The organism is Bradyrhizobium sp. 604_D8_N2_3 (assembly GCF_051810765.1).
Classification (GTDB): domain Bacteria; phylum Pseudomonadota; class Alphaproteobacteria; order Rhizobiales; family Xanthobacteraceae; genus Bradyrhizobium; species Bradyrhizobium barranii.
Window position 1 is genome coordinate 6105669 of record NZ_JBPWPM010000001.1, and the last position, 14296, is coordinate 6119964.

Consider the following 14296-nt stretch of genomic DNA (forward strand, 5'->3'; position numbering starts at 1 on the left):
ATTGTTATTTTTGCAACTTATCCTGTTATAATTCTATCATCTCCGCCGACCTGTCAATGGCGGATCACGTCGCCGGGCCGGATCTAACCCTGGCCCTATCTCGATTTGTGCGGTTGCGAACGTCAGTAGAGACAGCCGGCCTTCCGCGGATCTGTTCAACATCAGGAACGGAGCAAAGCTTCACGACGCGCTCCATCCGGTCCTGGCGGCAAGCACCCGATCATCCAAGCGAGAGGAGGCAGGCCCCGCGATCGATCAGCACAAGCGTGTGCCGACAGAAAGGTAGATGCATAGGCGACGCGTGACAGCCATGGCGATGAGGCGGCCTTAGCCAAGCACACTAGACCGCGCGCGACACCTCGCTCCAATTCTGTGGATGACAATCCCTGCGATACGTCGTGCTCGTCGCGTCATTCCCGCCGCGCGGGATTACGTTCCTCGCCCTCGATCGTGCCGGCCGACCGCATCGACCGCGACATCTATCTGGTGCTTGAAGACGTCGGCGCGCGCTGGTTGCGCCCGGCGCGAGACCGACGAGGCTGACACCAACCTCGAGATCATCCTGCAAAATCTGCGGTCCGGCCAGTACGCCTATCCGGTCCGAATTGTATCCTTCAATCCCGTCCAGGGGTAGTCGCGGGATGCGACTTCCGAGGTCACCGACGCACTGGCTCGGCGTGCGGCCGACACCGACGCCGAGATCTCGTCGGCACTGCAGAACTTCATCGCCGCTAACGCCACAAAGCGCTTCGGCATGCAGCCAGCGCTGCGCCTTCAACTTCAGACACGTTATAATGCCTTTCGCTGCCTTTCATTCGATGGAAGCACGCTGCGTATGCCAATCCGTCACTGACTGGAAGGCATACCCGGCGCGGGCAAGCGTATCTTCGGACAGATGCGGACCGACGAACTGCATGCTGAGAGGCAATCGGTCCGCCGCCATGCCGTTCGGTAGCGTGATGGTCGGGCTGCCCGAGAAGTCGAATACCGCCGTGAAGCGCAGGATGCTGAGCAGCACGTTCGGATCGGCGCCGTATTCGCCCATCTTGGTCAGCGTTGGGATCGGCACGGGCATGGTGGGAATCAGGAGCAGGTCAATATCGCCGAACAGCGCAGCGAGGCTGCCGCAGAACTTCAACCGCTCATGATGGATCTGAGCGATCTCGAGGCCGCTGATCGATCTGCCCTGCTCGATCAGCTGCGCCAGATCGGGACCGTATTCCGACTTCCGCGACGGATAGGTCTCGAGATGCGCCTCTGCGGTCTCGATGGAGCACATCGGAATCCACATGCTCACGAGCTTCTCGTAAGCTGGGAACTTGACCTCACGAATATCGGCGCCGAGGTCCGCAAGCGTACGCTCCGCTTCCAGCAAGGCGGCGACCACCTGCGGATCGATCCCGTCCTGCGTGTAGCTGCGGTCCACGCCAATCCGTAAGCCCCGCACGCCGTCACCGATCCCCGCCAGATAGTTCGGCACCGGCGCCTGAAGGGCGGTTGGATCATTGACGTCTGCGCCCGCGATGACGCCGAGCATGGCCGCGGCATCGGCTGCGCTCCGGCACATCGGCCCGACATGATCGAGAGAGTCAGCCAGCGGGAAGACGCCGTGGCGGCTCACACGTCCCCAGGTGGGTTTGATCCCGGTCAGCCCGCCCGTCGCCGACGGAAACCGGATCGAGCCGCCGGTGTCGCTGCCGATCGAGCCAAAGCAAAGTCCCGCCGAAGTGGCCACGCCCGATCCGCTTGAGGAGGAGCCGACCCAGTAGTCGGTCCCCCAGGGATTGAGCGGCGCCTGGTCGTCGGGATGATGGCTCGTATAGGCGCCCTCGGTCATTTTTAGCTTGCCGAGCGTGACGGCGCCGGCGTGTTCGAGCCGGTCCACGATTGTCGCGTTGAAGGAGGGTACGAACCGGGCGTGGATTGTCGTGCCGCCGGCGGTCGGCGCGAAAGTGGTGTAGCAGAGATCCTTCAATCCGATCGGCACGCCGTGCAGCGGCCCGCGCCAGATGCCCTTGGCAAGCTCGGCGTCGCAGCGCTTCGCCTGCGCCATGGCTCGCTCGGCAAGCACCAAGGCATAACCGTGAAACTTGCTATCGAGCTTCGCGATCCGGCTCAGCATTACCTCGGTCACTTTCGAAGGTAGAAGCTCGCCGCGGCGGAACAGCTCGGAGATTTCGATGATCGACTTGTAGTGAATTGGATCTGCTGACATCTGACAGTCCTGCTGTTGTCGGAAACGGCTTCGCCCACCGGCACCGCAGACGGCCCGGTTTCGTGACTGCGCTACTCAGGGAGCGCCTAGAACTGCACGCCGCGCGTGAGGGCACCGTCGACCACGAGGTTGGTCCCCGTGATGAAACTCGCTGCCTTGCTGGCAAGGAACACCGCACCGTTCGCCATTTCCTGCGGCGTGCCCATGCGGCCGGTCGGATTCAGCGCCAGCGCGGTCTTGTACAGCTCGGGATTGCCATCCTTGATCTGATTCCAGACACCGCCCTCGAAATAGGTGTTGCCCGGCGACACCGAATTGGCGCGGATGCCTTTGCTGGCAAGCTGGAAGGCGAGACCTTGCGTATAGTGGATGATCGCGGCCTTGAACGTGCCGTAGGGGCCGCTCGCGAAGTCAACCTCCCGCCCTGAAACGCTGGAGATGGTCACGATCGCCGCGGCCTTGCTCTTCTCGAGATACGGCATCGCCGCATTGACCAGCCGCACGGTGCCCATCATGTCGGTGGAGAATTCCTTCTCCCAGCTCTCCTCGTCCTGTCCGATCGACAGCGCACTGACATTGGCGACCACGACGTCGATGCCGCCAAGCTTCGAGGCCATGTCCTCGACCCAGGCCTTGAGCGCCGGGCCGTTGGAGACATCGACCGAACTACCAAAGGCAGCGACGCCCTTCGCCTTGATCGCGGCGACTGCGCTGTCGACGTCGGCCTGGTTGCGCGCGCAGATGCCGACATCCGCGCCTTCCGCCGCGAATGTGTCGGCGATCGCCCTGCCGATCCCCTTGGTGCTGCCGGTGACGAGAACCTTTGCTCCCTTGAGTCCCAGATCCATGTCCATTCCCTCCCTGTTGACGACTTGAAAACATGCCATGCGGCCGTTCAGAGCAGGAGCTGCTCGCGGACATTGTCCTCGTTAACCTCGCCACCTGCCAGCGACTGCGCGATCTTGCCCTTCTCCATGATGTAACAACGCTCGGCGATTGCCAGGATCGTGTCGAGGTTCTGCTCGACGAAGATGATGGTGGTCCCGAGCTCGTTCCGGAACGATCTCAGCGCCTCGCAGATGTGCTGGACGATCGAGGGCTGGATACCCTCGGACGGCTCGTCCAGGATCATCAAGGACGGATTGCCGATCAGCGCGCGGCCTATGGCGAGCTGTTGCTGCTCGCCGCCCGACATCGTGCCTGCGGCCTGCCGCCGGCGTTCCTTCAGTCGCGGAAAATACTCATAGACGAGTTCAGGCAGCTTCTTGCCGCCGGGACCGCCGATCAACTCGCCGACCTGCAGGTTTTCCTCGACGGTCATCTGCGGAAAGACATCGCGTCCCTGCGGGATGTAGCCGAAGCCCGCCCTCGCCCGCGCGTCGGCTTCGAGCTTTGTTACGTCCTGCTCCATGAAGCTGATCGTGCCACGCCAGGTTTGCAGCAAACCGATCAGGCACCGCATCAGAGTCGACTTGCCGACACCGTTACGGCCGATCACGCCGACAATCTCGCCGCGGGAGACCGACATGGTGACGCCCTGCAGAATCGGCGTCGCACCGTATCCCGCCCATAATTCCGATACGTCCAGAATCCGGTCAGTGGGCTTGGGTTCAGTGAGCATGCGTCTTACCGAGATAAATTTCCGCGACTTTCGCGTCCTGCAAAATGCTTTCGAGATCGCCACGTGCGAAAATCTTGCCGAGATGCAGCACTGTGACGCGCTGGGCGACCTGGCGCACGAAGGCCATATCGTGCTCGACGACAAGAACCGTCATACCCTCTGCATTGAACGACTTGATCAGCTCGCCGGTCTTGAAGGTTTCCTCCGGCGACATGCCGGCAGTCGGTTCGTCCAGTAGCAGGAGCTGCGGCTTCAGCGCCAGCGCCATCCCGATCTCGAGCCATTGCTGCTGGCCATGCGACAGCGCACCCGCGAGCTTATCGCTGTCCGGCCCCAGGTTGAGCAGAGTCAGCAGGCGATCCTCCTCGGCGATGCGTTCCGCGCCGGACAGTCGTTCCTGGAGCGCAGTCTGGATGTTTTGCCGAACCGGCAGCTCCTTGAACACGCTCGGAGCCTGCATCTTGATGCTCATGCCCCGCTGCACGCGTGCGTAGGGACGCTCCTTGGTGATGTCGACGGTATCGAACAGGATGCTGCCCTGGCTCGGCGGGTAGAGACCCACGATCAACTTGAACAATGTGCTCTTGCCGGCGCCATTGGGCCCGATCAGGCAGTGGACCTCGCCGGCGTTGACCGTGAGGTCGACGTCGGAGACTGCGGTCAATCCGCCAAAACGCTTGGATACGCCTTTGACTTCGACCAGCGCCATGATCAGGACTCTTCCGACTGCAAGCGACCAGCCTCCGCCATGACGGGGCTATCATCGCGCCGCCGACGTCCGCTCCACCAGTCGGCAGCAAGCTTGCCGATGCCGAGCACAAAACCCTGCGGCGCCAGCATCACCGTGGCGAGCAGCAGCGCTCCCATCAGCACGAGTGCTGCCTGCTGGCTGTAGACCGTGATGGTCTGAAAGCCGAACAGCAGCAGGAACGATCCGACCAGAGTTGCGGTCAGATCGCTCCGTCCGGAGAAAGCCACCCATACGATGGGCATCGCCGCCGCAGGCAGGCCGATGCTGGACGGCGTGATGAATTGGCCCCAGGACGTGTACAGCGCACCACTCAGCCCTGCGAGGCCGCTGCCGATCACGAAGGTCAGGAGCTGGTATTTCCGGACGTCATAACCCAGCATCTCGGCGCGCTGCGGGTTCTCGCGCGTCGCCACGATGACGTTTCCGATGCCCGAATTCACGAACATGCGCAACGCGAGATAGACGATCACGATCAGCGCGATCATGACGTAGTAGAGCGCCGATCCTTCGATATAGAAGTCGCCGACGGCGAGCGGGTCCATGCCCTTCATGCCGTTGAAGCCATTCAGCCGCGCCGGGCCGATGTGCCATTCCGGCCCCGCCGTCTGGCCGAGGAAGAAGGCAAGCACCAGCGTCGCAGACAGCGTCACGATCCCGAAGAAGATGCCGTTGATGCCACCCCAGATCATGAAATAGCCGAGGATGCCGGCCGCCACCATCGCAAGGACAACGGACAGCGCAAGCGCGGCGATCGTTGCGGTGCCGCCGCCCATGTTAATCGCGAGCACGCCATAACCGTAACCGGCGATGCCGAAGAACAAGGTCTGGCCGAACGACAGCATCCCGCCATAGCCCCACATCAGGCAGAGGCCGAGCGCCATGAATATCCAGATCAGGAAATAGGCGAAATTCCCCACATCATAGGAGTCGGCGAACAGCGGATATGTCAGTGCGCCCGCGAGCACTGCAAGAAAGCAGGACCAGAAGATCTTGCCACGTCCGAGCGTCTGCGGACCTTCCAGCAGCTTGAACATCACAAATTCCCTTTAGCGCCCACGACGAACCAGAACGCTGGAGAGCCCCTCGGGCAACACCCGAATGATCAAAATAACGGCGACCAGCATGCCAATCTGTCCGATGATCTGGCCGTAGCTCGCGTTCAGCGCCATCCGGATCATCGCCAGGAACACAGCGGCCGGCGCTGTTCCGAGCAGCACGTTTGCCCCTCCAATGACGACCGTAACGAAGCTTTCGACCACGAAGGTCGCCCCCATGGTCGGAATCAGCGTCATCGTTGGCGCGTAGAGCGCCCCGCAAAGTCCGGCAAGGCCGGTGCCGATCCCGAAGCTGATCGAATAGATTCGGCCCGTTCGCGCGCCCAGCGCCTTCGCCATCGCCGCATTCTGCATCGTCGCCCGGGCGATCACACCAAAGCGCGTCTTCATGAAAACGATGTAGAGACCGCCCAGCACGGCCACCGCGCAACCGAACAGAACCAGACGATAGGTCGAGAACGTATAGCCGCCGATTGCGAAGCTTCCTTCGGGCGTTCCGATGCCCCGCACGGCTGAACCGACAATCAGGAGCATCGATTGCGTCACGATGAGGCTGAGCCCCCAAGTGGCGAGCAGAGAATCCAGCGGCCGCTTGTAGAAGCGCCGCACGATCAGGAACTCGACGGCGACACCGATGAGCCCCGCCGTCAGCGCGGCCAGGATCTGGGCAATCGCGAGCGGAACGCCCAGATTCACCAGGCCGACGGTGACATAGGCGCCGCACATGATGAACTCGCCATGCGCCATATTGATGACGCCCATCATGCCGAACACGATAGCGAGACCTGCGGCCGAGAGAATGAGGAACGCGAACACGTCGGCGAACTGATAGAATACCGAGAATACTTCAGCCGACATCTTGGTCCCTTTGCCGATCCCGGCGCCGCATCGTTGCGGCGCCGGCCTTGTCCAAGAGCGCAACTCTCAATACGAGCAAAATCCGTGCCCGTCAGGCGTCACGATTTCTTCGGGAGATGGCTCGGCGTGTATTGGTCCTTGTCGTTCTTCTTGGTGAGATCGCAACCGATTTCGCCAAGCCAGTACGGCTGGATCGTCCCATAGTCCTTCTCGACCTTCACCTCATGCTTCGGCCCGACCGAGATCAGGCGCATGCGGTGCGAGGTGTGCTGGCTCTTCGGATCGATGCACACCTTGCCTTCGGGAGCGTCGATGCATGCATCGCCGGTCGCGATGACCTTGCGCATGTCGTCGAGCTTGATCGACTTCGCCTTCTCGACCAGAGCCTTGTACATGTAGAGCGCATTATAGGCATTGTAGCCCATGTCGTTGATGTAGAGTTCGTCAGGGAATTTCGCGTGCCAGCGCTTCTTGAAGTCGGTAGCCTCTGGCGTGTCGATCTCCTCGAACCAATTCGCAGTCGCATGCATGTTGTTGAGCGCCGGCGGCTTGAACCGCTTGTGCTCGAAGCCGAGCATGACCTTGATCGACGATCCCATCGGCAGATTGAGGTTGGCCGCAGCCGCCTGCTCGAAGAACGAATCCTGGGCAGCGCCGACATTGATCGTAAGTAGCCAATCCGGCTTCGCTTTCTGAATGTTCTGGATCGTCTGCGCGAACTGCGACACGCCGAGGGGAATGAACTCCTCACCGACGACCTCGCCGCCGAGATCCTTCATGATCTTGCGGTTCCACTCCGCCGAGATCTGACCGAAATTGTAGTCGGCCGCGATGACATAGACCTTCTTGCCGAACTTCTCGACCATCCACGGGATCAGCGTCGAGAATTGCTGCTCGGGCACCGCGCCCATGCTGATCATGCTGGCGTCGCAGACACCGCCTTCATACTGGTTGGTGTAGAAATAAGGCGTCGAGGTGCGGTCGACGATGGGACGCAGCGCCTCGCGCGAGGCCGATGTGATGCCGCCGATCAGCACGTCGACCTTGTCGCGATTGAGCAGACGTCGGCCGAATTCCTGATAACGGGCGTTGTCGCCCTGCGGATCGAGATGGATCAGCTCGATCTGCCGCCCCAGGATGCCGCCGCTCTTGTTGATCTCTTCGACGGCCAGCTGCGAGCCGTGCAGCTTCGGCATGCCCATGAAGGCGAGATCGCCCGACACGTCCTCGAGCAGACCCACCTTCAACGGTGGTTCCGCGGCCCGAGCAACGGTCATTGCCGCTGCGGTACCGAGCATGGCGCCGAGCAAAACCATCCCTAACTTGCGTCCCGAACTCATCGTGATATCCCCTGTTTCTGAAAGCGACTGGATGTCATGGCTTGAGGTAATTCTTCAGGATCGATGCTCCCATCGTGTATTTAGGGTCGACCATGTTGCCGAGGCGCATCCGCCCGGCTTGGCTGAGCAGCATGTAGGCGTCGATCTCGTCGAAGCCGTAGTCGGCCGCCATCCAGCGCACGAGCTCGCGATAGGCGATACGCGCCGCGTCCTCGAGCGGACGCGCGCTGCCGATCGTCATGATGAAGTCCTTTGTCTCGAGCCGCGGCCAGGCGAAGCTCCAGTTCTTGATCAGGTCGACCTGCAGCGTGACGGTCGCGCGCTGCTCCAGAGCCACCCCGGAGAGTTCGCCGTCGCCTTGCGTCGCGTGACAGTCGCCGACGTAGAGCATCCCGCCGTCGGTATGCACCGGGAAATAGATGATCGCCCCGGGGGCGACGTCGGGCAGATCCATGTTGCCGCCGTGGTAATCCGGCTGCAGCGACGAGATCGCCTCGATCTCCGGCGAGACGCCGATGGTGCCGATGAACGGCTCGTAGGGCAGCGTAATCTTGTCGTTCCAGCGCACGCCGTTCCTGTCGACATGCAGCTTCTTCACGCGCTCCGGCAATGGCGGATTGAGCAGTGCCGTCGAGCTTGTCCCGACGAGTCCGCCGAACTCAGGAATAATGCAGGTCGTGCCGGCCGGCTGCTCGCCGCGGGTCTCGACGTCGCGGATGTAGATCGCGAGGCAATCGCCCTTCTTGGCGCCCTTAACCGCGATCGGCCCGCATTGCGGGTTCAGATAGGGAAAGTTCAGTTTGGCGGTGGGGCTGTCGCTCTCGCTGGTGAGCACACCGCCGAACGCATCCTCCGTCTCGACAACCACCACTCCGCCGGGGTCGATCGACAGGGTCGGCTTTGCATAGGGACCGTAGACGTAGTGGAAGCCGCCCTGCTCTTCGATCGTCAGGCTATGCGTCGCCCCGGTCGCGCCTTTGGCGACCGCACGCTTGGCCATGATGGAATTCTTCAACCAGTCTTCTGCGGGCATATGATTGGCTCCTGAACTCAGATCCCGGGATGACGCTTGTGCCAGTCGGTAACGCGCTGGAACGCATCGCCCGCGCGAACGAGGCCGGCCTCATCGAAATGACGACCGACGAACTGGAAGCCAACCGGACCGCCATTCGCGGCGAAGCCGCCGGGTAGCGTCACGGTCGGGCTTCCCGTCATGTCGAACGGGCATGTGAAGCGAAGCAAGCCTGCGATCAGCGAGGCGTCCTCGCCGAGCGACGCCATCTTGGCGAGCGTGGGCGCGGCGAATGCCTGGGCCGGCACTGCGAGGAGATCGACCGATTCGAACAGAAGGCGGACGGCGCCACGAAACGCTTCGCGCCGGAGCACGATCTTCTGATAGTCCATGCCGGACTGCTGCCGACCGAGATCGAGCAGGCCAGCGAGTGCCGGGCCGTACTCGTCCTTGCGCGCGGGATAGGTGTCCTCGTGCGCGACGGCGACCTCGATGCCGCACAGCGGGAACCAGTCGTCGATGACCGCCTTGGGATCGGGGAACGCGATCTCCTTGATCTTCGCGCCGAGATCGGCCGCTACACGCAGACCCTCGGTCAACACCTTGGCCGCATCGCCATCGGTGCCTTCGCTGGTCCAGCGCCGGTCGACGCCGATCGTCACGCCGCGAAGGTCGCCGGACAAACTGGCGAGATAGTCAGGTACGGGCAGCGGAACCGACGTCGTGTCCTTGGGGTCCTGACCCGCGATCACGCCGAGGATGGCGCCGCAATCGACCGCGCTCCTTGCCATCGGGCCGATATGATCCAGCGTCGCCGCAAGCTCGAATGCGCCGTAGCGGCTGACGCGCCCCCAGGTCGGCTTGAGCCCGGTGACGCCGTTAGCCGCGGACGGAAAGCGGATTGATCCACCCGTATCGGTGCCGAGCGAGCCGAAGCAGAGGCCCGCCGCGGTAGCGACGCCGGAGCCGCTCGAGGATGCGCCGGGCCAGAGATCCGCGTTCCACGGGTTCTTCGGCGGGTCGATCTTCGGGTGATGATCGGCGTAGGCGCCTTCGGTTTGCTGCAGCTTGCCGAGGATGATGGCGCCGGCATCCTTCAACCGCGCAACTACCGTTGCATCCTCGGAGGGACGGAAATCTCGATGAATGGTCATGCCATGGGCCGCCGGCGCGCCCTTGGCCCAGCAGAGATCCTTGACCGCCACTGGCACACCATGCAGCGGCCCCTTGATCTTTCCGGAAGCGATCTCCTTCTCGGCCGTGGCAGCGTCCGCGAGCGCCGAGTCAGCCATCACATAAGCGAAACTCTTGAGCTTGCCGTCGAGCTTCTCGATCCGCCCGAGCATCGCTTTGGTCGCTTCGACCGGCGACAGCTCCTTCGCCTGGATCTTCCGCCCGACGTCGACGAGTCCGAGATAGTGGAGATCTGTTGCCGCCATCGTTCTTCATCCTCACACTCGATGTGACGCGCGGTCGTCTCCGCGCATGCGTCACCGTTCTGGCGACGCGGACGCATCGCCAGCTTCCTTGGCGGCAAACGAAAAAAGCCACCCGTCCCTCCCGAATGAGGCGACGAATGGCTCAAATGCCGCGGCTATGATCTGTCGCTTAGGGGCCGCAATCGAACGAAGCACTTAGTGCAAGGAGCTGGACGTCATCGGCCAGATCGGCGCACGCGAGGTTCGACAGGTAGCCCTGTAGGAGAAAAGTCTAAGTAACTGCCCATCGCATTGTCAACGATGCTCTCTGCCTAAATTTCGATAGTGCTGCGCAGCAAAACGGCAAGCCACTTGCACTGTCATCGCCGATGATGATTTCATCTTCGCGTTGCACTACCGAAAGTCGTCAATGACAAAACCGTCTGTTCCCGTTGGCATCATCTGCTCGCAGTCCGGGCCATATCAGGCTATGGGCCGCGAGATCCTCAAGAGCGCGATGATGGCGGTCGACGAGATCAACAACCAGACGGAGTTCGGCTTCTCGATTGCCGCTCATATCCGCGATCCTCGCGGCATCATCTCCGAATACCATACGGTCTGCGACGATCTCATCCGCAATGTCGGCGTCGAGCACATCATCGGCTGCTACACGTCGGCGTCGCGCAAACAAGTTCTGCCGATCGTGGAGCGCACCGATCGCCTGCTCTGGTATCCTGCGCGCTACGAGGGCTTCGAGTGCTCCGACAACGTCATTTATGTCGGCGCCTCGCCCAATCACAACGTCCTGCCGCTCGTCCGGTACGTGCTCGACAATCTGTCCCGGGAGATCTTCTGCGTCGGCTCCAACTACGTTTGGACATGGGAGACCAATCGCGTCACCCGGGAGTTGGTCAGCGCGGCAGACGGCCACATCCTGGCCGAACGGCTGCTCGAACTCGGCGAAAGCGCCGTCGGGCACATCGTCGACGAGATCGTCCGCCGCAAGCCGCCGATCGTCTTCAACACGCTGGTCGGAAGCTCGAGCTACGACTTCATTCGCGCCTTCCACGCCGGCACCAAGGCCGCCGGGCTCGAGATTCCGATGCTGAGCTGCAGCCTGTGCGAACCGGAACTGTCGATCGTCGGACCGGCGTCGGCCGGCTGCATCACGTCATCGGCCTATTTCGAGAGCATCCGCCTGCCGGAGAACCGCGCATTCGTTGCACGCTGGAAGGCGCGCTATGGCGACGACAGCAGCCCCTCGGTCGACGGGCAATCCGCCTATGTCGCCGTCTATCTGCTGGCGCGCGCGTTGCAGCGCGCTGGCACATCGAGTATCGCCGAGGTGCGGCGCGCCGCGGCCGGCCATCGCTACAATTCGCCGCAAGGACCGGTCTGGATCGACGGCGGCAACAATCATTGCGTCCTTACACCGCGGCTTGCCGTTTCCAATCCGCGAGGACAGTTTGATATCTTCTGGGAAGCCGACGCGCCTGTTAAGCCTGATCCTTACCTGACGCAGCTCGACGTTGCCGTCAGCCCTTCGAGGGAGACCTCGGCGGGCGGCGCATTGCCGAATGCGCCGCATTTGCGGGTTGTAAAATGAGCAGACCGTCTTCATTTTCGCTGCGCGGGCGTAAGGCAATCGTCGCCATCAAGGACGAACGCGACGCAACCATCGTGCGACGCCAGTTCGAGCGTCTTGGGGTCGACAGCATCGCGTGGGAGCCGACAGAGGCGATCGACTTCGCGCCGGATCTGGCGTTGATCGATGACGAGTTCCTGCCTTTGACGCAACCGGCACGACGCGCGTTCCTGGGACGCTGCCCGGTCATCGCCCTGCTCGGCACCGAAACGCCAAGCCGGCTGAAGCTAGTGTTCGAGCTCGATCCGGCCTCGTTCCTGGTCAAGCCGTTGCGCTCGGCCGGCATCTACGCGGCGCTCGTCATGGCAATCGAGCGAAGCGAACGCACCAACGAATTGAAGCAGCAGGTGGTCAAGCTCGAGCAGCGTCTTCGGTCGCGTCGCGTCGTGCTCGCCGCCGTTCTCCAGGTGATGCACTCGCACGCGCTGGCAGAACCAGCCGCCTTTGCGCTGATCCGCAAAGCCGCCATGGAACAACGCAAGACGATCGAAGAGCTTTCGGCGGAGATTACCGCCAAGGGCATGCTCCCGCGCGCAACCGGCTAGCTCACTTCTTTACGAGTGCATTCCTCACCGCCTCGGCAAAACCGCGTATCGTCGGACGCGGCGGCCGCGCCTCGCAGAAATTTGCCCGAGCGAGAATTAGGAAAGAATTTCACTTCGATTCCATCCTTCGAGGAGGGCGGAAGCCCTACCACCCACAACGCCCCCGAGAAAGACGCCGAGACCCTCCGCAGGGGCGGCTTTAATCGGCCGATCTCCCTCTATGTCACTTCCAACGCCAGTAGCAGCGAAAGCCGGCCCTGTGCCGACGCACGAGCGTCTCGGGCCGGATGATCGTGAGAACCATCAGGATTGATGGAGAACGGGGCGGCGTCAGGGAGAGCCTGTTTCGGCCGATGGCAGACTGATGATCCGCGGCGCGCCGACCTCGCGGGGCAATGGCGCGCCGAGCACAAGTGAGAGCCGATACGAGGCGTCGGTGAGCCGGGACGCCAGCGCCTGGAGGTCGGCCTGACGGATGCGTTCGATTGGGCCGCTCACGGTCATGGCGCCCACCAGCGCTCCGTCGTGGCCGAAAACGGCGGTGGAGAGGGAGGCCGTCACAGCGTCGTAGATTCCGGAACTGACGAAGACCTGCACGCCGCCATCCGTGCGGTCTGCCCAGCGCGCCGTCCGCAGCACTTGTCCCGTCGAGGTCAAATCGAGTGGCGCGAGGTTTGTGGGCCGCGCGACGTCGCGCACGAGCTGCGGCGAATCCACCCGAAACAGACAGAGCCGGCTATCGCGTTCACGCACGTGGAACGCACTGCTCTCCAACGTCTCCTGGCTTAGCCGCTGAAGGACCGGCAGCACATGCTGTTCGAGATTGAAATTGGCCCGATAGGTGGTGCCGAGCTGGAAAGTCTTCGCGCCGAGTGCGTAGCGGCCGTCGCTGAGGCGGACGACGTAGCCGGCTTCATCCAGCGACACCAGCGAGCGCATCACGGTCGGTTTCGCCAAGCCCGTGATCTTGGCGATGTCGGCCAGGCTGCGCGACCCGGCTCCAGCGAAGGTATCCAGGATCGCCAACGCCCGTTGCACGGCGGCGACCCCTTGCGTCTTGGGCATCGAAAATCCCTGTCCTGCCGATTTTCAGTTGACCTCGGCTCGTCACCGTTACACTATGCGTAACGGCGTTCCATTTTCAATGGGGTTGATATGGCCGTAGGGTTCAGGATCCTTTCCCGCAAGCGTGTTGTCGCAGGCGAATGGGTCGAACGGGCTCGCGCCCTTCCGGTCGCCAACATCAGCGATGTGATGTCGCGCATGGCCGCGGGCGGCGCCACGCTCCGGCCGATGCATGCGGCTGGCGGCATGGCCGGTCCCGCTTTGACCGTGAAGACGCGCCCCGGCGACAATCTGATGGTCCACAAAGCGCTCGACATCGCGGTTGCCGGCGACGTCATCGTGGTCGATGCGGGCGGCGACCTCAGCAACGCAATCTTCGGCGAGATGATGCTCGCGCAGGCCGCCCGGCGCGGCGTCGCCGGCATCGTTATCCATGGCGCGATCCGCGATGCCGCTGCGATCCGGGCAAACCCCCTTCCCGTTTTCGCGGCGGGTGTCACCCATCGCGGTCCGTACAAGGACGGTCCGGGCGAGATCAACGGACCGATCGCGATCGGCGGCATGGTCATCCAGCCCGGCGATTTGGTGCTGGGCGACGACGACGGCGTGCTAGCCGTCGCCATCGACGATTGCCGAGCGGTGATCGAGGCCGCCGAAGCCAAGCAGTCTGCCGAGACCAAGCAAATGGCGGCGATCGAAGCCGGTACGCTCGATCGCAGCTGGGTCGACGCCTCGCTCCGACGTCTCGGCTGCGAGATGCCAGAGGTCTAG

At 62.6% G+C, this 14296-nt stretch carries 13 protein-coding genes and 1 pseudogene; 4 read left to right on the top strand and 10 right to left on the bottom strand.

The features are described from left to right. Window positions 1–372: 372 nt before the first annotated feature. A pseudogene (locus tag AB7245_RS29385) lies at window positions 373–778 on the top strand (hypothetical protein); the annotation flags it as partial. Between the two features lie 33 nt (window positions 779–811). Here the strand turns inward: AB7245_RS29385 and AB7245_RS29390 are convergent. The 9 genes from AB7245_RS29390 to AB7245_RS29430 all read right to left on the bottom strand — a co-directional run bounded on the left by AB7245_RS29390 (window position 812) and on the right by AB7245_RS29430 (window position 10291). Further along, window positions 812–2215: an amidase gene (locus AB7245_RS29390; RefSeq protein ID WP_354131418.1), complete on the bottom strand. Its 1404-nt coding sequence runs from the start codon at window positions 2213–2215 to the stop codon at window positions 812–814. Between the two features lie 86 nt (window positions 2216–2301). Next, on the bottom strand, window positions 2302–3063 hold the full coding sequence (locus tag AB7245_RS29395; protein WP_028158375.1) for an SDR family NAD(P)-dependent oxidoreductase: 762 nt from the start codon (window positions 3061–3063) through the stop codon (window positions 2302–2304). A 47-nt stretch (window positions 3064–3110) separates the two neighbouring features. Continuing rightward, window positions 3111–3836: an ABC transporter ATP-binding protein gene (locus tag AB7245_RS29400; protein WP_135214633.1), complete on the bottom strand. Its 726-nt coding sequence runs from the start codon at window positions 3834–3836 to the stop codon at window positions 3111–3113. Continuing rightward, a complete protein-coding gene (locus tag AB7245_RS29405) occupies window positions 3826–4545 on the bottom strand; it encodes an ABC transporter ATP-binding protein (protein WP_085404254.1) in 720 nt (239 codons plus the stop codon). The genes AB7245_RS29400 and AB7245_RS29405 overlap by 11 nt, the downstream gene beginning before the upstream one ends. Window positions 4546–4547: 2 nt before the next feature. Continuing rightward, window positions 4548–5621, bottom strand: a complete 1074-nt coding sequence (locus AB7245_RS29410; protein WP_071912300.1) for a branched-chain amino acid ABC transporter permease — start codon at window positions 5619–5621, stop codon at window positions 4548–4550. A 12-nt stretch (window positions 5622–5633) separates the two neighbouring features. Further along, the gene (locus AB7245_RS29415) at window positions 5634–6500 is read right to left on the bottom strand and encodes an ABC transporter permease subunit (RefSeq protein ID WP_028151201.1); all 867 of its coding nucleotides are present in this window, start codon (window positions 6498–6500) and stop codon (window positions 5634–5636) included. A gap of 98 nt (window positions 6501–6598) precedes the next feature. Further along, complete coding sequence (locus tag AB7245_RS29420) at window positions 6599–7816, bottom strand: urea ABC transporter substrate-binding protein (RefSeq protein ID WP_439035763.1); 1218 nt, start codon at window positions 7814–7816, stop codon at window positions 6599–6601. 58 nt (window positions 7817–7874) lie between these two features. Then, window positions 7875–8873, bottom strand: coding sequence for an acetamidase/formamidase family protein (locus tag AB7245_RS29425; RefSeq protein WP_208087657.1), 999 nt, complete (start codon window positions 8871–8873; stop codon window positions 7875–7877). Between the two features lie 17 nt (window positions 8874–8890). Continuing rightward, window positions 8891–10291 carry an amidase gene (locus AB7245_RS29430; protein WP_354131417.1) on the bottom strand — a complete coding sequence of 467 codons (1401 nt, stop codon included), beginning with the start codon at window positions 10289–10291 and terminating at the stop codon, window positions 8891–8893. A gap of 409 nt (window positions 10292–10700) precedes the next feature. On the opposite strand from AB7245_RS29430, the gene AB7245_RS29435 reads away from it, so the two are divergent. Further along, window positions 10701–11876: a transporter substrate-binding domain-containing protein gene (locus tag AB7245_RS29435; RefSeq protein WP_028151205.1), complete on the top strand. Its 1176-nt coding sequence runs from the start codon at window positions 10701–10703 to the stop codon at window positions 11874–11876. Continuing rightward, a complete protein-coding gene (locus AB7245_RS29440; protein ID WP_028151206.1) occupies window positions 11873–12460 on the top strand; it encodes an ANTAR domain-containing response regulator in 588 nt (195 codons plus the stop codon). Before AB7245_RS29435 ends, AB7245_RS29440 begins: the two co-directional genes overlap by 4 nt. Before the next feature lie 330 nt (window positions 12461–12790). On the opposite strand, the gene AB7245_RS29445 is transcribed toward AB7245_RS29440, so the two are convergent. Beyond that, complete coding sequence (locus AB7245_RS29445; protein WP_049807412.1) at window positions 12791–13525, bottom strand: IclR family transcriptional regulator; 735 nt, start codon at window positions 13523–13525, stop codon at window positions 12791–12793. A gap of 90 nt (window positions 13526–13615) precedes the next feature. Between AB7245_RS29445 and AB7245_RS29450 the strand changes: the two genes are divergently transcribed. After that, window positions 13616–14296: an RraA family protein gene (locus AB7245_RS29450; RefSeq protein ID WP_354131416.1), complete on the top strand. Its 681-nt coding sequence runs from the start codon at window positions 13616–13618 to the stop codon at window positions 14294–14296.

Bases quoted from the DNA above. Each gene is read 5' to 3' on its own strand.
- AB7245_RS29390 (WP_354131418.1), bottom strand. From the start codon at position 2,215: ATGTCAGCAGATCCAATTCACTACAAGTCGATCATCGAAATCTCCGAG.
- AB7245_RS29395 (WP_028158375.1), bottom strand. From the start codon at position 3,063: ATGGATCTGGGACTCAAGGGAGCAAAGGTTCTCGTCACCGGCAGCACC.
- AB7245_RS29400 (WP_135214633.1), bottom strand. From the start codon at position 3,836: ATGCTCACTGAACCCAAGCCCACTGACCGGATTCTGGACGTATCGGAA.
- AB7245_RS29405 (WP_085404254.1), bottom strand. From the start codon at position 4,545: ATGGCGCTGGTCGAAGTCAAAGGCGTATCCAAGCGTTTTGGCGGATTG.
- AB7245_RS29410 (WP_071912300.1), bottom strand. From the start codon at position 5,621: ATGTTCAAGCTGCTGGAAGGTCCGCAGACGCTCGGACGTGGCAAGATC.
- AB7245_RS29415 (WP_028151201.1), bottom strand. From the start codon at position 6,500: ATGTCGGCTGAAGTATTCTCGGTATTCTATCAGTTCGCCGACGTGTTC.
- AB7245_RS29420 (WP_439035763.1), bottom strand. From the start codon at position 7,816: ATGGTTTTGCTCGGCGCCATGCTCGGTACCGCAGCGGCAATGACCGTT.
- AB7245_RS29425 (WP_208087657.1), bottom strand. From the start codon at position 8,873: ATGCCCGCAGAAGACTGGTTGAAGAATTCCATCATGGCCAAGCGTGCG.
- AB7245_RS29430 (WP_354131417.1), bottom strand. From the start codon at position 10,291: ATGGCGGCAACAGATCTCCACTATCTCGGACTCGTCGACGTCGGGCGG.
- AB7245_RS29435 (WP_028151205.1), top strand. From the start codon at position 10,701: ATGACAAAACCGTCTGTTCCCGTTGGCATCATCTGCTCGCAGTCCGGG.
- AB7245_RS29440 (WP_028151206.1), top strand. From the start codon at position 11,873: ATGAGCAGACCGTCTTCATTTTCGCTGCGCGGGCGTAAGGCAATCGTC.
- AB7245_RS29445 (WP_049807412.1), bottom strand. From the start codon at position 13,525: ATGCCCAAGACGCAAGGGGTCGCCGCCGTGCAACGGGCGTTGGCGATC.
- AB7245_RS29450 (WP_354131416.1), top strand. From the start codon at position 13,616: ATGGCCGTAGGGTTCAGGATCCTTTCCCGCAAGCGTGTTGTCGCAGGC.